Annotated in this window: 16 protein-coding genes, 1 tRNA gene and 1 pseudogene; 10 read left to right on the top strand and 8 right to left on the bottom strand. The window is 45.5% G+C overall.

Annotated features, from left to right (window positions below):
- Window positions 1–421 (bottom strand): annotated as a pseudogene (locus QUA24_RS03430) (hypothetical protein); the annotation flags it as partial.
- Window positions 422–1,284: 863 nt separating this feature from the next.
- Between QUA24_RS03430 and QUA24_RS03425 the strand changes: the two are divergent.
- Both QUA24_RS03425 and QUA24_RS03420 read left to right on the top strand, forming a co-directional pair.
- On the top strand, window positions 1,285–1,764 hold the full coding sequence (locus tag QUA24_RS03425) for a YqhA family protein (RefSeq protein WP_333227215.1): 480 nt from the start codon (window positions 1,285–1,287) through the stop codon (window positions 1,762–1,764).
- A gap of 200 nt (window positions 1,765–1,964) precedes the next feature.
- Entirely contained in the window at window positions 1,965–2,207 is a 243-nt protein-coding gene (locus QUA24_RS03420; protein WP_190662935.1) for a ChaB family protein, read from the top strand.
- Window positions 2,208–2,430: 223 nt separating this feature from the next.
- Here QUA24_RS03420 and QUA24_RS03415 read toward each other — a convergent pair whose 3' ends face one another.
- Complete coding sequence (locus QUA24_RS03415; protein ID WP_333227213.1) at window positions 2,431–3,063, bottom strand: hypothetical protein; 633 nt, start codon at window positions 3,061–3,063, stop codon at window positions 2,431–2,433.
- A gap of 248 nt (window positions 3,064–3,311) precedes the next feature.
- Between QUA24_RS03415 and QUA24_RS03410 the strand changes: the two genes are divergently transcribed.
- A complete protein-coding gene (locus tag QUA24_RS03410) occupies window positions 3,312–4,031 on the top strand; it encodes an SAM-dependent methyltransferase (protein ID WP_333227211.1) in 720 nt (239 codons plus the stop codon).
- A 180-nt stretch (window positions 4,032–4,211) separates the two neighbouring features.
- On the opposite strand, the gene QUA24_RS03405 is transcribed toward QUA24_RS03410, so the two are convergent.
- The gene (locus QUA24_RS03405) at window positions 4,212–5,312 is read right to left on the bottom strand and encodes an iron-containing redox enzyme family protein (protein ID WP_333227209.1); all 1,101 of its coding nucleotides are present in this window, start codon (window positions 5,310–5,312) and stop codon (window positions 4,212–4,214) included.
- A 335-nt stretch (window positions 5,313–5,647) separates the two neighbouring features.
- Window positions 5,648–7,444 carry an AAA-like domain-containing protein gene (locus QUA24_RS03400; protein WP_333227207.1) on the bottom strand — a complete coding sequence of 599 codons (1,797 nt, stop codon included), beginning with the start codon at window positions 7,442–7,444 and terminating at the stop codon, window positions 5,648–5,650.
- A 175-nt stretch (window positions 7,445–7,619) separates the two neighbouring features.
- Between QUA24_RS03400 and QUA24_RS03395 the strand changes: the two genes are divergently transcribed.
- The 6 genes from QUA24_RS03395 to QUA24_RS03370 all read left to right on the top strand — a co-directional run bounded on the left by QUA24_RS03395 (window position 7,620) and on the right by QUA24_RS03370 (window position 14,205).
- Window positions 7,620–8,165, top strand: a complete 546-nt coding sequence (locus QUA24_RS03395; RefSeq protein ID WP_333227205.1) for an NfeD family protein — start codon at window positions 7,620–7,622, stop codon at window positions 8,163–8,165.
- Between the two features lie 129 nt (window positions 8,166–8,294).
- A complete protein-coding gene (locus tag QUA24_RS03390; RefSeq protein ID WP_333227203.1) occupies window positions 8,295–8,855 on the top strand; it encodes an SPFH domain-containing protein in 561 nt (186 codons plus the stop codon).
- Window positions 8,856–8,971: 116 nt separating this feature from the next.
- Entirely contained in the window at window positions 8,972–9,490 is a 519-nt protein-coding gene (locus QUA24_RS03385; protein WP_333227201.1) for a type IV pilin-like G/H family protein, read from the top strand.
- Window positions 9,491–9,597: 107 nt separating this feature from the next.
- Complete coding sequence (locus tag QUA24_RS03380; RefSeq protein ID WP_333227199.1) at window positions 9,598–10,125, top strand: type IV pilin-like G/H family protein; 528 nt, start codon at window positions 9,598–9,600, stop codon at window positions 10,123–10,125.
- A 10-nt stretch (window positions 10,126–10,135) separates the two neighbouring features.
- Window positions 10,136–13,021: an AAA-like domain-containing protein gene (locus tag QUA24_RS03375; RefSeq protein WP_333227197.1), complete on the top strand. Its 2,886-nt coding sequence runs from the start codon at window positions 10,136–10,138 to the stop codon at window positions 13,019–13,021.
- 125 nt (window positions 13,022–13,146) lie between these two features.
- Window positions 13,147–14,205, top strand: coding sequence for a potassium channel protein (locus QUA24_RS03370; RefSeq protein ID WP_333227195.1), 1,059 nt, complete (start codon window positions 13,147–13,149; stop codon window positions 14,203–14,205).
- A 468-nt stretch (window positions 14,206–14,673) separates the two neighbouring features.
- Here the strand turns inward: QUA24_RS03370 and QUA24_RS03365 are convergent.
- Together QUA24_RS03365 and pyk are read right to left on the bottom strand one after the other, a co-directional pair.
- Window positions 14,674–14,745: transfer RNA gene (locus QUA24_RS03365), tRNA-Thr, on the bottom strand.
- Between the two features lie 94 nt (window positions 14,746–14,839).
- The gene (gene pyk, locus QUA24_RS03360) at window positions 14,840–16,627 is read right to left on the bottom strand and encodes a pyruvate kinase (RefSeq protein WP_333227193.1); all 1,788 of its coding nucleotides are present in this window, start codon (window positions 16,625–16,627) and stop codon (window positions 14,840–14,842) included.
- 431 nt (window positions 16,628–17,058) lie between these two features.
- Between pyk and crtR the strand changes: the two genes are divergently transcribed.
- Complete coding sequence (gene crtR / locus QUA24_RS03355; RefSeq protein WP_333159193.1) at window positions 17,059–17,949, top strand: beta-carotene hydroxylase; 891 nt, start codon at window positions 17,059–17,061, stop codon at window positions 17,947–17,949.
- 158 nt (window positions 17,950–18,107) lie between these two features.
- Here the strand turns inward: crtR and aroH are convergent, their stop codons facing one another.
- On the bottom strand, window positions 18,108–18,533 hold the full coding sequence (gene aroH / locus QUA24_RS03350) for a chorismate mutase (protein ID WP_333159192.1): 426 nt from the start codon (window positions 18,531–18,533) through the stop codon (window positions 18,108–18,110).
- A 253-nt stretch (window positions 18,534–18,786) separates the two neighbouring features.
- Entirely contained in the window at window positions 18,787–19,605 is an 819-nt protein-coding gene (gene sppA / locus QUA24_RS03345) for a signal peptide peptidase SppA (RefSeq protein ID WP_333227223.1), read from the bottom strand.
- Window positions 19,606–19,689: the final 84 nt, after the last annotated feature.

Genomic DNA, 19,689 nt, shown 5'->3' with positions numbered 1-19,689 from the left:
TTGTACCGCTTGTACCCGTGCCAGTCGTACCGCTTGTACCCGTTGTACCCGTTGTACCCGTTGTACCACTGGTACCGCTTGTACCCGTACCAGTGGTATCGGTTGTACCCGTTGTACCCGTACCAGTCGTACCACTGGTACCGCTTGTACCCGTTGTACCCGTACCACTGGTACCGCTTGTACCCGTGCCAGTCGTACCGCTTGTACCCGTGCCAGTCGTACCGCTTGTACCCGTACCAGTCGTACCGCTTGTGCCCGTCGTACCGCTTGTGCCACTGCCGACGCTACCGCCAGCACCCCCGCCAGCACCTCCTCCAGCACCGCCCGACTGGGCAGAAGCAGGCACTGCGAAGGAAACCGTTGCTAAACCTAAAGTACAAGCGCTTGCTAAAACAGTTTTCAACAATTTAGAAGATTTCATGGTAATGCTTGCTTTTACGTAGAGTCTTGCGATCGCTTGTGATGCCAAAACTGCAGGGTCAAATTGACAGCGTAACGTGCAAATTTTCTAACCTTCGCTGCGGAATAATGAAGGTAAGGGAGCAAATTTAGTCCCGTTTCCTTGATGATTTTTCCCTGATTAATTACACCGCTGCGTTAATAGTTTATAAGCTATTACGTATGCTTCAAGTTCGCCATTCATCTTTAGGAATATTTGACAAAATGGCTTTTTATTTCAGGTGGTGGATGAAATTTGATTGAGCGACCGACTAGCTTAATCAAATTTTGTGTGCGGGGGATAGAAACCAGGTTGATATGAAAAATTTTGGGTGGAGTAACGAGACATATACGAATTAACCGGCTTTCTTAGACAAGCGCCCGCTTCTTCCTATGAATTTTCCCCGGATGCAGGTGCTTTGAGGCAGAAATTGTTGATTTTCTCACCGTCAATTTTGCTTGAGCACTCCGCCAGATGAGTTAGTTTAAAATTTTTTTGAGCGCTATTTTTTCTTAACTTGTGGCTGACAATTTGGGCACTGGCAGAATACCGCTCAAACTTTCCCAGGAAACTAAATTATCTCAAAACGCGCGAGCGATCGCTCCGAGTCGCAAAAGCGCCTGCTACCCCGCAACAGCAAGGCTTTTGACTGGGATTGGAGTTGTCTCAAACACGAAGGCGAAATGAGGGCTATGCGAGTTGTGGCCGCGCGACCTGAAATTAACCAGTGGCCACACTCGGCAGAATTGCTTGTAAGTGCGATCGGGCAAACTCTGATATAGTAAAGCCACTGGTATGCCAGAGAGCGCTTGTTTTCTAACAAATTTTCCAACGAGAGATCAACTATGCTGCATCGAATTCTTGCCAGAAGTCGCTATCTAATGTTAATCGCTGTATTCGGTTCTTTTGCAACGTCTGTGACGCTTTTGATCTACGGTGCCCTGGAAACCGTCATTACCATCGGCCACACAGTTACAGTACCGGTTTCCAGCGAAAACTCCAAACAACTGATTCTGTCTGGCATCGAAGTTGTAGATTTATTTCTCCTCGCCACAGTATTTTACATTACTGCACTCGGACTTTACGAGCTGTTTATAGACGAGCGCATCAAAGTACCACACTGGCTGGAAATTCACACCATCGATGACCTGAAAAGCAAACTCACCAGCGTGATTGTAGTAGTGTTGAGTGTATTGTTTCTCTCTGAAGTAGTTAGGTGGAACGGCGGGACGAACATCCTTCCCCTGGGAGCGGCTATCGCTTTAGTAATCGCTGCGCTGACGTATTTTCTAAGTTCGCAGGTGAAAAAGCCGAAGTCAGATTAAGGGCTGTTGGAGGAGGGAAATTAGCCAAATCCGGCTGAACCAGGAACGGCAATCAAGTTGTATTCCTTTTTACAAAAGTTTTAATATTACATCTGTCTTCGGACTGATAAGAATGCAATCTTAAACTTGCTTTTAGAGAGAGGAAAGTAGTGGCTTCTAGTATATAAGATTAAATTTATGTTTAATAATTAGAGGTCATTATGCCAGAACAACAATTTGATACCTTACCTTCAGAAGCACAAGAACTCCCCCAAGGGGCGAAACAAATTTTTCAGGCGGCTTTTAAGAGCGCTAGTGAAGATGGAATGAGCGCCGATGGTGCTACTAGCGTTGCTTGGAACAGCGTAAAATCTGAATACGTTCAAGGCGAAGGTGGCACGTGGCATCACAAGGGCGACGATACTAACCAAACCCGCAAATCTGTACAATCTGGTGGGAATTAGTTATCAGCCATCAGTAATATTGTGTCCGCTAACATAACCCCTATCCGTTGTGTAGTGAGGGCTTCATTCCTCAACTTTTGATGAGAACCAAGAGTCCTCACTACCAACCAACTTCAGTGACGTTATGCTAGGGGGCATGAGATGATCAGTCATTAACAATTTAGTCATCACTTGTGATTAATGCTTTACGTTGATAGGTGTTGGAATCGCGGTGGTAAAGAAGTTAATGCAGCCTGTTAATAGGCTCGCGCATATCCCATTGCAATTCGGCTAAAACCAGCAAGCTAAATACCATTACGACTCCCGTAAATAGGAAAGACCAACCGCCCGTGTAAGGCAAAATCAAAATCCCCAACAGGTGAAATAAACTTGCCGCTAAAAGCGCGCGTGATCGCACTGCCAATCCAGTCAGTAAATACCCTATTCCGCTCATTCCCAACCATAGGGTACAGAGATGCGCCAACAGTTTTCCCCAACTACAAAAAATGGCTAAATCGGTCAGCAGCAATCCTAATAACATTAGTATTACCCAACCGTAAAGCACCCAAATCAGGCGTTCTATTTTGACCCAAGAGTATGTCATGCTTACCATTGCTGCTGTACCTACGAGGCTGAGCGCTGACCACAAACTGGCTTGCAGCATCCAACTCACAGAAAAAAATTGTGCTGTGCCGAAGATGGGTATTAACAGCAAGCTCCACAGCAAGCAAGCTCGATCGAGACAAGTATAAAATTTTGAATAAAATCGCTCTTTGCCAAGGGGAAACTGAACGTGCCAAAGCCCTTCTAAATCCTGAACGGCAATGTTAATCTGTTTGCGGCGCAGAGGCGGAACTGAATAATTAAAAAAGGTCATGTTTGACAATATTAAAATTTAAAATTATTTGCTTAGGTACTATCTCACCAGCAATCGCTATAATTGCAATCTGTCAATCGGATTAATCTAGTTAATTTGATAATCTATCTGCAGTAATAGTTATTCGAGCGAACCCTATAAAACAGGAATAGAGAGATGGCACAAGTTGATAAAATAGCTCTTGCGACAGATGGCTGGGATATTAGTTATTCGATACTTTTAAAATAGTTAACTTTGTTACAGAATTTATGCTCACTTCATCCCATCCTCTGAAACAGGTATTCCACTGCCCGGAAGAATCGGATTTTTACGCGCACTGCTTGGAAAGTTTAGTGTTAAATGCTAGTGACAATTCTCGACTTATCGTAGAGTTTGGTTCAGGAGAGGGAAGTCCAGTTATTAAGTCTTTGCTGAGAAGCGATTTTGATGGGACAATACAGGGATTTGAGCTAAATAATGTAGCTTGGAAAATTGCTCAGTCTCAAATTAAGGAATATCAACTGAGCGAAAAATACACGGTCAACAATTGCTCTTTTTTTGATTCGCCTTTATACGAGTCGGCGGATTGTGTCATCTCAAATCCCCCTTACTTGCCGGCGGTGGATGATAAGATTTACCAGCCGCTGTTACACGGCGGGAGTGATGGTTCGACAATTGCTAAGAAACTTTTATCTTTGGGCTGCGATGAAGTTTTGTTGATGGTTTCTAGCTATTCTAATCCTGTGGGTTTGATCGATTATGCCTTGGATCGAGGGTACTCGGTTGCGAATTTTGAAATTGCACCTTTAAATTTTGGGTATTATAGTTCGGAACCAAAGGTGAAAAGTGCGATCGCCACTCTCAGAGAACAGGGAATGGCTTTTTATACGGAAAACATCTATCTGCTGGCTGGAGTTTTCTTTAAGAAGCACCAAAAGTCGCAAAGAGATTTGTCGATCGAGCTAATTCAGTTAATGACAGCATTGTGAAATACAGCGCTCGCAGGTGCATCTTGCGTGTTCCACCATTGTCAGCAACAGGCAAAATGCCTGTTCCACAAGAAATACACTCTTTTAGGAACAGGCATCTTGCCTGTTCCTAAAAGGCTTATTTAGAACGGTGCAATATCTAGGGTGCATAAGTCTCTGACGTACCCTAGGATATAGCTGTTAATTCCGTTCTGCAGCTTGGATCGATCGCACTACAGCAGCCCCAGCCCGATCGCCGATCAACTTCTCCTGATCGTACCCCAACACCAGTTCCCACGCCTCCTGCGGGTATCTATCAACCAGCGGCATCGCCACTTCATCCAACATCCAGCGGCCGTGACGTTCATCTTCTTTGATGTGCAGTTCCCAATAACCCATCGCAGCCTGCGACAGGCCCAGACGCTGGGCGGCGGCTAGATAATTGCGGTAAGCGACAGGCCCAGCCACCTCAAAATAAGTGAGTCCGCCGTTGTAGCGCAGAAAATGGCGCTTGCGTTCGGTCAGCAGAAAGTTGTGATTAATACTTGCGAGCACTTCCCAAGGCACCAAATCGAAGTACGCTTCCGGTTCCGTACTCATCCCGAATTCTGCCAGCATTTGAGCAAAAAAGGTCGAATGCTTGCGCGGGAGGCGACCGCCGCCGTATTCTTCGATCAGCACTCGCGTAAGGGTACACTGAATTTCGTTGCCGGCACCGCCGATGATGCGAGAAACACGGCTGGCTTCCACTAAACCGTCGAAGGAGGCGATCGCCAGTAGGTGTTTGTATCCCTCTTCAGTCATCTGTTCCCGCTGGTAGCAATCGAGCTCAGTTAGCGGAGGATCGACATCGGCGGCCCCGCGATCGCGCAGAGCTTGCTTGACATCCGGCAATTTTTGCAGCGCTGCAACGTCGATTTGCGCGATTTCCCACTGCTGCCAAGGTTCCTCAATGCGATCGCGCACAGAACGCAAATAGTGCGATCGTTCGTTGTTGTAGCGGCGCAAATCATCGTACCAAAACAAGTTGAGGCGGTTGATGCGGTAAAGCACGCGCTGCAAGAAGCGGTGAGCGGCATCATCGCCCGGTTCCTGTTGGTAAGCTGCTTGAATTGCATAGGCGATCGCGCTTTCAAAATCGCTGACAAGTAACGGTTTTGTCGCCACCGTCTTGTCTAAATCCTCGACTTCTAGCAAATTGACAAATTGCCGATCGGCTGCTTCGTAATTTGGGGGTGCGGGTTGCTTTTTGGGAAGACTCGGCGAGTCTATTTTGGGGAGTAAATCTGCCGTGTTTTGCATGGAATCAACTTATGTTATGACTTTGATTATTGTGCTGCCTGCCCAAACAGCCAACCGTTGCAGATTGCTGATGATTCTGGCTAATTACTTTCAAGATAGCGAATCTGTCAGCCGTATACACCCTTCCATTGATAGAGATTTAACCGCTACCGTCTCATACCCTTTTCAACTTGTGAGTAAAGGTAGCAACGTTTAGGCAATTGGTATTAACTTATATCAGGCATCATTCTCAATCACCTGTTTAGCAACGGGCAAGATGCCCGTTCCACAAGAAAATGGAGTTTTTGTGGAACGGGCATCTTGCCCGTTCTTGAAAACTGTACAACCTATGACTATCAACCTAGGCGATCGCCAAAATACTTCTGATACAACCGACATCTCGGAATGCAATGATTTCCATCCAATTTCACCAACCCCATACTATTTAACTTAAACCCCAATTCTGAACTCAATCTAACTGGCTGGGAAACACTCACAACCTCTCTCATCGCCTCCCTTAATTCCGAATATTTCTCTAAATTCCATAAATGCCGCCGCAAATGATCGCTATAAATTCCCGCTTCTGTTACAGATTCTTTCACTAACCGATCTAAAGTCACATCTTGACGCGAAATATGATACATTCCTAGTCGCACTAAATAAGGATTTCCGCCCACTAACCCCATCAATTCTGGAACTTCATTCCCGCTCCAATTCAATCCGTGCCGCTTTGCTAAGTCTTGCACTTGCTGGGAATTAAACTCTGGCAATTCAATCGGTAAACCCACATTAAAAGGCGATTTGTTCACATCCAGCGGGATATAAACTTCCGTCGAATGCACCACAATCAAACGAAAGTTTTTCCAAATATCTCGCCGTTTTGCTTCTTCGTGCAAAGCGCGCAATAACCCAAAAAAGTCGTCGGCAATTTCCGGTGATTCAAACAGGCGATCGCTCTCATCCAACCCTAACGTCAGAGGTTGTGAGGATTCTGAAAGCAAATACTGTTCAAAATAAGCCTTGCAGCACTGATTGCTGCCAATCAAATCGGCTAATTCCCAACACTTTGGCAACTGCTCCAGCATTCCTAACTCTTGACCGATGCTAGCACAAAACCACTGCAAAAATGTATCTGAATTAGCGAATATTTTCCTATTAGCTAGCTGAAAACTCAGCGCTACCGTGCGAGAACCTTGCACTTCTGCGTGATGCAAAATCCTTGCCATCAAGGAAGTTTTGCCCATTTGTCTGGGTGCTTTTATGCGGATCAGCGCTCCCGGTTGGGCGATCGTCTCGTAACAGCGGGATTCGATCGGAGGGCGATCGATATAAAAACAAGAAGTGAGTTCAACTTGTCCTCCCGGCAATTCTGGCGGCGCGGCTGGCATGGGTTGAATTATTGACTTTTTGGTGCTAGTAATTACTTTCCATTCTACAGCCAATTCATGGTCGGCAGTTAACGATGTGCGACCTTCTTTGATAATGGTTAAAATTTGTGATATCAACTTAAATGAGTCGCCAACACCGCGCCACAGCCAGGGCTTAATTCCTGCTAAATAGCTCAGTAAATCAAAGGAAAGCGGTGTATTTAATTCAACACAAATCGGTAAAATAGCGGGCTTTTGAGCATTAATATTGTGCAATTCTTTGGCTAACTGTAATTGTTCCAATACCATTTCGCTAGCGGCCGATTCTTCCGAAATCAGCAACAGCAAATAATCGCAACGCTTTAAATATGAGCCTGAGTCGCTGCTGTTGTTAATAAAAAAGACTTCGTGGCCTCCCGCACTCAAAGCTTGGTGTAACTGCTGGGAAAGGGTGTTGTGTGAGGTCGATCCTCTTCGAGGGCTTCGCCAACGGGCGTTGGCAAAGCCCTCGAAGACGATCGCCACTGTGGCGCTCACCAGCACTACCTCCTCTGGTTCTGAATTCGCCTCAAAATCGGCTATATCCCGCCATTCCTGCCCCAATCCGCGACAAATTTCGATGAAATTAGCATAATCCACAGGTTTGCCATTCAGAAAATGGCTGACAGTAGATTGGGCCATCCCTAAATCCTCAGCCAGGATTTTCTGACTGGGGAAGCCATTTCTCAGGAGGCAGGATTTAACTGCGCGAATGCACTCTTCGCGCACTCTTAGCGATCGTGGCATTGCTTATCACAATCAAAACACTGAAACCATCATAAATGCCAACCGTCCCTAAAGTCGATGAAAAGTCGATGAAAAGTCGATGAATTTTCAAATAACTCAGTCGCAAACTCAAATAGCCACCTGATTAGATTAGAAATAACAAGGTTGAATCCCATCAAAACGAGGTAAAAGCATTGTGTATTCTATCCTAATTTGGTCGCTGGCCTTAGCCACTAATCAACCAGGTTTCGCCTTCACCCCGCCCCTATTCTGGCTGCTACTGGGAGTTGTGCTTAGTGCGATGGAGCTATTAATCATCAAAACTCAGCCCCAAAAATACAGATTTTACCTGCTAATGATGGGAGCTTCGGCTTTAATTGAAGCCTTTATTTTGTGGAGAGGATCTGTAGCATTTCAGTTTAGTTGGGCGAACATAATGTATGAAGATTTTGACTGGCAAATCTTCTACTGGATGGGGATAGCCCTCGCGCTGAGCATCTGGATTAGACCGATTTTCATTGTTCGCAAAAAGTTTGTTATTCCCGAAGCCACGGAAGCGACAACTATCTCCGAAATTTTCCCCGGAGAAACCGGAATGGTGATTTATGAAGGGGCTTCGTGGAAAGCCCGCAATGAAGATTCCCAAGGGGCGATCGCACCCAGACAAAAAGTTTACGTTTTGCGCCGCGAAGGAAACACGCTGATTGTTGTACCTGACAGATTAATTCATATCAACAGCTAAATCTGAGTTAGCTCTTTTATAACTCGGCGAGTTACATCGCTTCTTGCCAAACAAAGTCCCTCTAAGAGACTAAGAAATCACTATCAACTGTCAACTGTAAACTGTCAACTATTTACCAGGAGATTCACTATGTATCAGTATTTTTTGACGGTATTGTTTGCCATCACTGGAGTATCCTTAGCCAACAGCGTAAAAATTGTCCGTCAAGGAGATGAGGCATTAGTTGAAATTTTCGGAAAGTATGATCGAAAAAAGCTCGAACCGGGTATAACATTTTTGATTCCCTTTGTCGAAACAGTCGCCTATAAACAAACTCTGCGCGAGCAAATTTTAAGGCTGTCACCGCAAGAATGCACGACGCGCGATCGGGTTGCCGTCACCGTTGATTTTATTGTGTACTGGCGCATAATTGACTTAGAAAAAGCTTCCTACAAAGTGCAGAATCTCAAGGAAGCCATGTTAAATATGCTGATTCTTTCAATTCGCACTCACCTTGCTAAATTATCTGTTGAGGAACTCTACACGGCTCGACATGAGATTAATAATGCTTTAGTGGAAGAGTTGGATACAACGACAGATCCTTGGGGGGTGAAGTTTACGAGAGTGGAATTGCGCGATTTTGCGATCGGCAGTAAAGTGATTCAGCCCACGTCCCTTGACAGGAAAGAGGTACAAAAGCTGCGAGCTTAGAGATTAGTATTTCCCCCTTTTCCTCGTTACCAGGCAGAGCCTGGTAACGCAGATCCAGAGGATCTGCCTCGCCGACTTTAATTCGCATTGTATATACCATTTAAGGAGACAACACCATGACTAACAATCCAGAATCAATAGTTCGCAATGCAGCTTGTCGCGGTTGCGGATGCTTATTACTTATAGCCGGTATTGGAGTAATAAATGGGATAGCTCTGCCATTTTATCTAAATAATACCAATAAAAGCAAGCAGTCAGAAGCAAAACAGTATGTTAGCTCAATGAACAAAGCCCAGCAAGCTCACTTTGCTGAAAAAAGTGCTTTTGCCACTTCTGTTAATGCTTTGGCACTTGGGATAAAAACGGAGACAACAAATTACAAGTATTCAGTTCGCGCCACAAAGCAAAGTGCCTTTAATTATGGAGTCTCCAAGCAACCACAACTTAAGAGTTATGTCGGCGGTGTCTTTCTAGTTCCTGTTAAAGAAGTTGAGCCAAATGCTGCTAAAGATGGAATAACAACAATATCCATATTCTGCCAAGCTGATTCTCCCGGTACAATTAAACCAGCGGAACCCACCTATGAAAATGGTAAACTTGCTTGTGGGCAAGGCACAAGACAAGTGACCAGATAATCTAGCTATACGCAAGATAATGACAGTCGATTACCAATATCAAATCGGCATTCACTTGAGATTTACCTGACTAAAATCTTTACTACAAACAGAGAGGGTACAAAACTATGAGTCAACAAAGTTCTAAATCAGCTAGCCTTGCATCGAATGTTGGTGGATACTTAGTGTTTTTAATGTTGATTGGAGTATTAGCTTCGGTAGCTGTGCCATCCTTTCAGGTTAAGCTTAGGAACAACAAGCAATGGGAACCCAGAGATTATATTAGCTTAATCAACAAACGTCAGCAAGCCTATTTTGCCGAAAAAAATGTTTTTAGCACTTCTGTTAAGGCTTTAAAAATTCGCATTATTAAAACCGAGACAGAAAATTACAAATATTCCCACCATACAACAAAAAAAGCAACATTTAATTATGGAGTCTCAAAGCATAAAAATCTTAAAAGCTGTGTCGGTGGAGTTTTTGTAATTCCTGCTCTCAAAGGTGAGTCAAATGCTTCTAAAAATAAAAAAACGACCACATCTATATTGTGCGGAGCTGATTCTACTGGTACAATTAAACCACCAGAACCAACTTATCAAAATGGTAAAATTGCTTGTGCTACAGGCACCACAGAACTGAGACAAACTTATGACTAGGGGCTAGATCATGATAGTCGATTACCAATATCAAATCGGCGGCAGTCTCCCGCAAAATGCACCTACTTATGTAGTGCGACAAGCTGACTCAGAACTTTATCAAGCCCTGAAAGCTGGAGAGTTTTGTTACGTGCTCAATTCCCGACAAATGGGCAAATCTAGTTTGCTGGTGCGAACTGTACAAAAGCTCTCGGCTGATGGCATTGCCTGTGCTACGATCGACCTTTCGGACATTGGCAACCAGCAAGTCTCTCTAGATAAGTGGTACGGCGGCGTCGCTTACAAGCTATTGTGCAGTTTCAACCTGTTTAACCCAGTCGAGTTTATGGCTTGGTGGCGGGAGAGAGAGTTGATGTCGCCGGTGCAGCGCTTAGGAGAGTTAATTGAAGAATTGCTGCTGGTCAAAATTTCTCAAAACCTGGTCATTTTTATTGATGAAATTGATAGCGTTCTGAGTTTCCAAGAACCGCTAGACGATTTCTTTGCATTAATTAGATGTTGCTACAATAAACGCGCTCACAATTCAGAATACCAGCGCATTACATTTGCTTTGCTGGGAGTAGCTACGCCATCGGATTTAATTAGCGATGCAACTCGCACCCCCTTTAATATCGGTTTACCTATTGAATTGCACGGTTTTAACTTACAGGAAGCTCTGCCTTTAGCAAAGGGATTTGAGGGAAAAGTAGACAATCCTCAAGAGATTTTAAAAGAGATTTTGGACTGGACGGGAGGGCAGCCTTTTCTGACTCAAAAGCTTTGCAAGCTGATTTTGCACCATTTAAAAAGCTTAGCGTCTGCTTCTATTATATCAAATTCAACGGATGAAAGCAAAACTAAAAAATTTACTACAAATCAATTATTAATTAGCGAGATAGTGCAATCTCATATTATTGATAATTGGGAATCATCCGATGAACCGGTACACATCAAAACAATTCGCGATCGCCTTCTCAGAAGTCCGCACCGCGCCAGTAGGTTATTAGGACTATATCAAAAAATATTGCCACTTTCAGAACCCCCTTTGTTAAGGGGGGCAGGGGGGATCGGGGCCGATGATACTCCAGAACAAACCGAACAGCAACTGAGTGGAAATCAGCAACCTTCAGAACCCCCCTTGTTAAGGGGGGCAGGGGGGATCTGCGCCGATGATACTCCAGAACAAACAGAATTGCGGCTGAGCGGATTAGTAGTAAAACGAGCCGGAAAATTAACCGTATCCAACCGCATTTACGCAGCTATATTCAACCATAACTGGGTAGAAAAAGCACTCGGCGACTTGCGCCCCTATGCTGAATCCCTAACAGCATGGATAGCTACAAATTGTCAAGACGAATCTCGCTTGTTGCGGGGTCAAGCACTGGAAGATGCCCGACAGTGGGCGACAAATAAAAGCTTGAACACCCAAGATTATCAATTTTTAGGTGCGAGTCAAGAAGCGGAATTTGCCAAATTGCGCGATCGCGAAAAACAAACTCAAACTGAAATGGAACAACTGCGCCGCGAAAAAAAGTTACTAGAGGAACTAAGCGAAGCACAAAAGCAGAAAAAAGCGATTGCAGTTAAACTTTGGCGCGAGCAACAACTGAGAGTCCAAACAGTTACAGGAGCCGCAGTCATATTAATATCAATCCTGATAGTAGCTTTTTGGGTAAAACCGTCAATCGAAGAAAGAAACAACAAAATTCTCACTCTCAGTTTGCTATCAGAAACGCTATTTGCCGCAGATAAAAAAGAAGAAGCTTTGCTAGAAAGCATTAGAGCAGTTACAGAAATGAAACGATCGCTCGGAGTGAGTTCAGATATTCAGATGCGAGTGGCGATCGCCCTCGAACAGGCAGTTTACAACTTTCGGGAACGCCGCCGCTTGCAGACTCAAGCCAGTACCCTTGCTTTCGCGATTTTCAGTCCCGACAGTCAAACAATTGTGACTGCTACCGATGATAATTATATCAAGCTTTGGCAAACTAATGGAACTTTACAAGCAACATTAACAGGGCATACTGATAAAATTATTAGGGCAATTTTCAGTCCGAGCGGTCAGATGATTGTCTCTGCCAGCAACGACAAAACTCTCAAAATTTGGCAAAAAGATGGCAAGTTAATTCATGATATAAAAGGAAATAGCGGTCAAATAACAAGCGTATGTTTGAGTCCAGATGGTAAAATTATTGCTTCAGCAAGTACCGATGGAACCGTGAAACTCTGGAAAATAAACGGTGAAGAATTGTTAACTTTCAAAGTGGAGCGAGGTTGGATAACCAGCGCAAATTTTAGCCCAGACGGTCAGATAATTGCTGCGGCTGGCACTGATGGCACTGTTAAAGTTTGGAGTTTGAGAAAGATTGTGGAAAAGTTGCAAAAACAGCAGTCAATCGAAGCAAGCAACGATATCAAATTGATCCGAACTTTACAGGTTAAAAGTGATAAAATAATGAGTGTAACCTTCAGTCCAAATGGAGCAATGCTGGCGACGGCAAGTGCTGGGGGAACTGCGAGAATTTGGAGCAAAGACGGCACACCGCTAAGTATTTTAAAGCATACAAGTGGATTGACAAATATCAGCTTTAGTCCCGACAGTCAGATGTTGCTATCTGCAAGCACAGACAAAATGGTGAGGCTATGGAACATTGACGGTACGTTGATCCAAACTTTAAAAGGTAACAAGGATGCTGTTTGGAGTGCGAGTTTTAGTCCTGACGGCAAAGCGATCGCTAGTGCTAGTGCTGACGGTACGGTGATGCTGTGGAATTTTAATCTTGACAATTTGTTGATGCAGGGTTGCGATGGAGCCCGCAGTTATTTTCAGACAAATCCGATCGCCAATCAAAACAATCGCCACCTCTGCGACGGGGTTGAAACTGGGTCGGAACTGACGCAAAAAAAACCGGGTTAAAAGTCAAAATGTTGAGTTTGGCAGCAAAGTATCTAGGCAGAAACTGGCTTTTTGACCGCCCCTGCGTCTAGGGCTGATATGGTTTAATTTGGTAGCAGCTAATAGGTAATAGGTCAGCCCGATCGGTGTATTCAACTCTAGAACAAAAGTACCAGCGCCTGCAAAAAGACTTAAGAAACGGAGTCATCGCCCTTGGTGGCATTGTATGTACGGGTACTCTCTGGTATTGGCAAGTGGAAAAATGGTCTTTGCTAGATGCCGCTTACATGACAGTATTTACCCTAGCAACTGTGGGCTACGGTGAACTTCAGCCCCTCGGTCAACGCGGGCGAATGTTTACTATATGCCTGATTTTGATGGGTGTGATTGTGATTGGTTTCATCGTCAACCGCTTTACAGAAGCGCTGATTGAAGGATATTTTCAAGAAGGAGCAAGAATTAGGCAGCAGCGACGATTGGTAGATTCTTTGATCGGGCATTACATTCTCTGCGGTTTTGGGCGCACTGGCCGCCAAATTGCCTTGGAATTTCAGGCCGAATATATCTCTTTTGTGGTGATAGATTCGGCGATACAGTCGGTTGAGGCAGCTTTGGCGCTGGGGTACACGGCTGTGCAAGGAGACGCGACTTTGGACGAAACTTTGGTGAATGTAGGCATCGATCGCGCAATTTGCATAGTAGCAGCTTTGCCTTCGGATGCCGAGAATTTATACACTGTCATGTCAGCGAAAACTCTGAATCCGAAGGTACGGGCGATCGCCCGCGCCACCACAGAAGAAGCTGTAAAGAAGTTGCAGCGGGGCGGCGCCGATGCCGTTGTATCCCCCTACATTACCGGGGGAAAGCGCATGGCGGCGGCGGCTTTGCGGCCTCAAGTTATGGATTTTTTAGACGGTGTTTTGACGGGTACCGACAGTTCTTTTTACATGGAAGAATTTTTGGTCGATCCCAATAGTTGTGTCTACGTTGGGGAAACTTTGAGAGATGCCAAGTTGCGATCGCAATCAGGGGCTTTGGTTTTAGCAGTGCGGCGCGCTGGCGGGACTTTGATTGTCGGGCCTACCGGAGAAACTGCGATCGAAGGAGGAGATATGCTGATTTGTTTGGGTACCGCAGAACAACTGCGAACTCTCAATCAAATCCTCAGTCCCCTGAGTTTTCGCCTCCCCCGGCCCCCAAAGTAATACGATGTCAGGTTTGTAGTCAGGAATGTAAGTCCTCTGTTGACTGTTGACTGTTGACTGTTGACTGTTGAAAGAGTGGTCGAAAAACTGAATTGTTGAGTGTTAAATGTTGACTCGATTTTATTATTCCAATGCAACCGGAAACGATAGGATATCAAATCCGTTGGCATCGGAATTATTCATCTCTCTCTTCCCTTTCTCTGTATCCTCTGTGTCAAGAGCGGTTTCATCATTCCGATACAACCGGAATTGATATGACAACTGACTGTTTGGACATTTGAACAATACCGATGCAACCGGAAACGATATGATTGAAAAAATTCATAATCTCCACCACACAAGGATTTAGGGCAAATAAAAATGCTCTCGGCTACTTTGCCGAGAGCATTTTTGAGCAGTTAAACTGCGTTTTGCTACAAATTTGCTACATTCTCACAAATCCTAAAATCAAAAATCGCTGAAACCCAAAGCCGATGGTGGGATTTGAACCCACGACCGTTCGATTACGAATCGAATACTCTACCCCTGAGCTACATCGGCACAGACAATTTTGAATTATAGCACAACCTAAGCGATAAAAGCAACGAGTTGTAGAATTTAATTCAAAACTCCACAACTCGTAGCTCACCAACAGTTAAACGGTGACTTCCGCGTCAGTTGAGCCGCCTCTGGCCCCGGAATAAACTAAACCCCGCTGCATATCCAGCGTCAGCATAGTTCCGTCGCGAATTACGCGCGTGGCATTCTTTACGCCCACCATCACCGGCACGCCCAAGCGCAAACCGATAATCGCGGCGTGAGAAGTCAAACTGTCCTCTTCCGTCACTACACCTGCGGCTTTCCGAATCATCTCGACAAAAGCAACACTGGTGCGTTCCACTACCAAAATTTCTCCAGCGTGGAAATTGCCTACATCCGCAGCAGTGCGAGCAACCCTGGCCATGCCACTTACCGATCCCAAACCGACACCGGTGCCTTTGCCTAAAACTGCTGTCACTACCTCAACTTTGATCAAATCCGTCGATCCGGCAACGCCTTGCAGAGTACCGGCGGTCATCACCACTAAATCTCCGTCGCACACTAACTCTTTTTCCTGGGCGACTGTCATGGCAGAGTGAAATGTCTGGCCGGTGGAGGGCAAATCCAGCACCAGCAAGGGTTTTACTCCCCATACTAATTGCAGTTGTCGGGCTACGTCTACGTGAGGAGTAACTGCCAAAATCGGAGTTTTGGGCCGGAATTTCGAGACATTTCGGGCTGTGGCGCCGGTTTTGGTCAGCGTCATGATGGCCGCCGCGTTCAATTGTTCGGAGATTTGGCTGACTGCTTGGCTGATGCCGTTGGGGATCGATCGACCAATATCTTCTACATTCCTAATATTCCGCTTTATTCCTTCCCTCTCCATCCGCACCGCAATTCTCGCCATCGTCGCCACCGCTTCGACGGGAAACTTGCCGACAGCAGTTTCATTCGAGAGCATCACGGCATCAGTTCCGTCAAGAATCGCGTTTGCCACGTCGGAAATCTCGGCGCGGGTGGGACGGGGATTGTTGACCATGCTGTCGAGCATCTGGGTAGCGGTAATTACCGGAATACCCAGGCGGTTGGAGGTAGCAATCAGCCGCTTTTGCAAAATCGGCACATCTTCGGCGGGTAGTTCCACTCCCAAATCGCCACGGGCGACCATCACGCCGTTGCAAAGGGTGAGAATTTCCTCCATTTGTTCGATCGCCTCGTGCTTTTCGATCTTGGCAATCACTGGAACTTGCTTGCCCGCACTGGCAATGAGCTCTTTAATTTCGAGCACATCTTGGGGATTCCGCACAAAGCTCAGGGCCACCCAATCGACACCTTGGTCGAGGCCGAACATTAAATCTTTGCGGTCTTTATCAGTCAGCGCTTTAATTGACAGGTAAACTCCCGGAAAATTCACGCCTTTGTTGTTGGAAAGCGGCCCGCCGACGACGACGCGGCAGTACAATTCCCGCGCCGCGCGGTCTACTTTTTCCACCAGCATTTCCACTTTCCCGTCGTCAAGCAGAATTACTGCTCCCTCTGGAACTTCGTCTGCTAGGGGGTCGTAGGTGACGGAAGAAATGAGCTCGGTGCCGGGAACTTGGCGGCTGGTGAGAATGAAAGGATCGCCGTTTTTGACAACTATAGAGCCTGTCTCAAAGCGCCCTAAACGAATTTTTGGGCCTTGGAGGTCTTGGAGGATGGCAACCGGCTGGTTGAGTTCAAAGGATGTTTGCCGGATTAAGCGAATGCTGCGCTGGTGGTCTTCTTCTGTTCCGTGGGAAAAGTTGAGTCGCAAAGTTGTGGCACCGGCTTCTATGAGCTGGCGCAGCACTTGTGGGTCCGAAGTTGCTGGGCCAATGGTGGCGACGATTTTAGTCCGGCGTAGGGCTTTTGGCAATTGCATCAGCGGTGTTCTGGGGAGGCAGGTGGATTTCTTGTTTAAATTTCGGCTAACGTTTCATTTTTCACTACAAGCAATGACGCTAGTCTCAAGTCTTAAAAATTTTGATAGTCGTCAAAACAGCAGGTATTGAACAATATATAGAATATCTGACTTTTTACCGATCGGTAATTTTTTCTTGGGGAGCGCTCTTTTTTGCAAATTTTTCCGATCTCAGGCTTGACATAAATACAGACATACCCATTTATTTTATTTGGTCTGCTGAACTCTTTTGGCTAATTTAGGACTGGTATCCTTGTACAACAGCAATACTTTGCTGCTTGTACAGACGCTAGTTTCTGGCGATCGAACTCAGTTCTTTCATAAAACTTTACTATTGTCCGGCTTGTATCTTATACTACGCAAGTGTGAAATATTAAGGAGTCTTAACAAAGATGTCGGAGGCAGGACGGCCGCTGACAGTGCCGAAAGAGTTTCTGAGTCCTCCCGGTGACTTTAATCCGACACTGCTGCTGTTTTTGAGTGCAGTAGCGATTATCGTGATTTCTTACTTGGGTTTCTGGTATTGGGAATGGCCCCAATGGTGCTGTTTTTTATTGAACGTGTTGGCTTTGCACATGGCTGGAACTGTGATTCACGATGCGTCTCATAATGCAGCCCATCGCGATCGCACAGTTAATGCTATTTTGGGACACGGTAGCGCCTTGATGTTGGGTTTTGCTTTCCCGGTGTTTACGCGGGTACATATGCAGCATCACGCCCACGTTAATGACCCAGATAACGATCCAGACCATTATGTTTCGACCGGCGGGCCTTTGTGGTTGATTGCTGCGAGGTTTTTTTACCACGAGATTTTCTTTTTTAAGCGCAAACTGTGGCGGAAATACGAATTATTGGAATGGTTTCTCAGCCGTTTGTTTGTGATTGCGATCGTGTATATCTCGATTCAATACGACCATTTAGATTACGTCCTGAATTTTTGGTTTTCTCCGGCTTTGGTGGTGGGGTTGGCGTTGGGGTTATTTTTTGATTATTTACCGCACCGTCCTTTTCACGAGCGCGATCGTTGGAAAAATGCCAGAGTATATCCTAGTCCTATTCTAAATATCTTGATTTTGGGGCAGAATTATCATCTGATTCATCACTTGTGGCCTTCTATTCCTTGGTACAATTACAAGCCTGCTTACGAAGCTGTGAAGCCGCTGTTGGATGAAAAGGGTTCCCCTCAAAGTTTGGGAATATTGGAAGGGAAAAAGGACTTTTGGAGTTTTATATATGACATCTTTTTAGGGATTAGGCTGCATCACAAGAAAGCGTCTGATTGACAAAAAACCCGGTTTCTTTGAGAAGCCGGGTTTTTTTTATAACAAAAGCTTTTAACCATATATCCCCAGGGCAGGTTTTGTACTGTATCAATTCCCGTAAAAAATAAACCCACCTGTAATGGTGAGTTAACTTTTAAATCAAGCCCAAAGTGAATGTATTATTTTTCCCCAGCCACCGCCACCGCTAAATTCCTATCGGGGCGCAAATTTTGAGCTCCCCGCAAATAAGGATGATAAATTTCAGTATGTGCCTGCCAGTTAACGTGAATTAAAAACCGGATGCAGCGTTCCAAAGCACCCTCAACGTGCATTTGCTGCACGTCCAACAAAGGAACATTACACCAGTGAGGACGTTCGCGGGCGATCGCGGCCGGAAACACAGCATCTAAATCACGAGTTGCAGAAAACGTAGCACTAATAATTAAATCGGGATTTATATCATTTTTTGCTTCTAATTCATCTAATAATTCTCTCACCGCTTCTCGAATTGCTGCCACCGAATTCTCGCTAGCAGTTGTTGCCCCACGAATCCCCCGCACTTGCCACTCCACGCAAATTTCCTCCATATTTTTGTTATTAGTCATTAGTCATTAGTCATTAGTTATTAGTCATTAGTCATACTAAATTAGGCTTAAATACCCACTTTATTTCTTAGTCCCCGCTTGAGTGGACTTCGTTTGTGTAGTTTGACCTCGAACTCGTAGGCGAAGCCAGCGCAAAGCGCTTATGATGGGCGAAGCGCCACATTTGAGTTTGAGGTCAACAGATTTCAATCGCCCAATCATCCAGGGAATAACGAATGACTACTGACTCCTGACTAATGACTAATTTATTTAATCACGGGCGATACATCCACAGCGGCAAACCGCTAGTAGAAAGCTCGAATTCCAGCACATTATTGTAAGCTGAAAGCCCAGATATATCCAGACTACTCCCCAAGACGCGATTTAGGAAAGGTTTTTGTTTTTCTAGGGTGCAAGACTCGGTTTTTTCCGGGTCGAGGCCTGCGAGTTCGGCGGCAAGGCGGCGAGCGTCCTCTTCTGTTCCCAGTCGATCGACCAAACCCAATTCTAAGGCTTGCTGACCAGTAAAAACGCGACCATCGGCAAAACTTTTCACTTTCTCAACACCCAAGTTCCGGGCTTCCGCAACGGTTTCCACGAATTGCTGGTAGCTGGTGTCGATCAAGTCTTGCAGAATTTGCTGTTCAGGATCGGTCAATTCTCGATCGAATGCCAAGATATCTTTATACGGCCCCGATTTAATCACCTGAAAAGAAACGCCTACTTTTTCTAACAGCCGTTCTAAATTGTTACCTCGGATAATCACGCCAATGCTGCCGGTAATTGTACCGGGATTAGCAACGATATGCTCGGCTCCCATGCCGATGTAAACTCCGCCAGAAGCTGAAATATTGCCGAAACTGGCGACAATTTTGACTTTTTCGCGCAAACGCTTGAGCGCGCTGTAAATTTCCTGGGAATCGCCCACAGTGCCGCCGGGGCTGTCTATCCGCAGCAGCAAGGCGGGAAATGTGCGTTCTTCAACGGTTTTGAGAGCTTCTAGGACTCGTTTACGGGTTTCTCCGGCAATGGCTCCGGTGATTTCGATACGGGCTATTTGTTTGCGGTAGCGGGGCTTGAATGGCCAAATCATGGGCAGTGTACAGGCAATGTTACGGATTTTTGTAGCTAACTTCTTATAGTGTGCCTTATTCATCGGGGTAGATGTTGTGCCTGT

The organism is Microcoleus sp. Pol12B5 (assembly GCF_036701335.1).
Taxonomy (GTDB): Bacteria; Cyanobacteriota; Cyanobacteriia; order Cyanobacteriales; family Microcoleaceae; genus Microcoleus.
This window is presented reverse-complemented; position numbering and strand designations above follow the sequence as displayed.

What these genes read in the sequence shown, in the direction of transcription:
- QUA24_RS03425 (WP_333227215.1), top strand. Translation starts at nt 1,285, where the DNA reads ATGCTGCATCGAATTCTTGCCAGAAGTCGCTATCTAATGTTAATCGCT.
- QUA24_RS03420 (WP_190662935.1), top strand. Translation starts at nt 1,965, where the DNA reads ATGCCAGAACAACAATTTGATACCTTACCTTCAGAAGCACAAGAACTC.
- QUA24_RS03415 (WP_333227213.1), bottom strand. Translation starts at nt 3,063, where the DNA reads ATGACCTTTTTTAATTATTCAGTTCCGCCTCTGCGCCGCAAACAGATT.
- QUA24_RS03410 (WP_333227211.1), top strand. Translation starts at nt 3,312, where the DNA reads ATGCTCACTTCATCCCATCCTCTGAAACAGGTATTCCACTGCCCGGAA.
- QUA24_RS03405 (WP_333227209.1), bottom strand. Translation starts at nt 5,312, where the DNA reads ATGCAAAACACGGCAGATTTACTCCCCAAAATAGACTCGCCGAGTCTT.
- QUA24_RS03400 (WP_333227207.1), bottom strand. Translation starts at nt 7,444, where the DNA reads ATGCCACGATCGCTAAGAGTGCGCGAAGAGTGCATTCGCGCAGTTAAA.
- QUA24_RS03390 (WP_333227203.1), top strand. Translation starts at nt 8,295, where the DNA reads ATGTATCAGTATTTTTTGACGGTATTGTTTGCCATCACTGGAGTATCC.
- QUA24_RS03385 (WP_333227201.1), top strand. Translation starts at nt 8,972, where the DNA reads ATGACTAACAATCCAGAATCAATAGTTCGCAATGCAGCTTGTCGCGGT.
- QUA24_RS03380 (WP_333227199.1), top strand. Translation starts at nt 9,598, where the DNA reads ATGAGTCAACAAAGTTCTAAATCAGCTAGCCTTGCATCGAATGTTGGT.
- QUA24_RS03375 (WP_333227197.1), top strand. Translation starts at nt 10,136, where the DNA reads ATGATAGTCGATTACCAATATCAAATCGGCGGCAGTCTCCCGCAAAAT.
- pyk (WP_333227193.1), bottom strand. Translation starts at nt 16,627, where the DNA reads ATGCAATTGCCAAAAGCCCTACGCCGGACTAAAATCGTCGCCACCATT.
- crtR (WP_333159193.1), top strand. Translation starts at nt 17,059, where the DNA reads ATGTCGGAGGCAGGACGGCCGCTGACAGTGCCGAAAGAGTTTCTGAGT.
- aroH (WP_333159192.1), bottom strand. Translation starts at nt 18,533, where the DNA reads ATGACTAATAACAAAAATATGGAGGAAATTTGCGTGGAGTGGCAAGTG.
- sppA (WP_333227223.1), bottom strand. Translation starts at nt 19,605, where the DNA reads ATGATTTGGCCATTCAAGCCCCGCTACCGCAAACAAATAGCCCGTATC.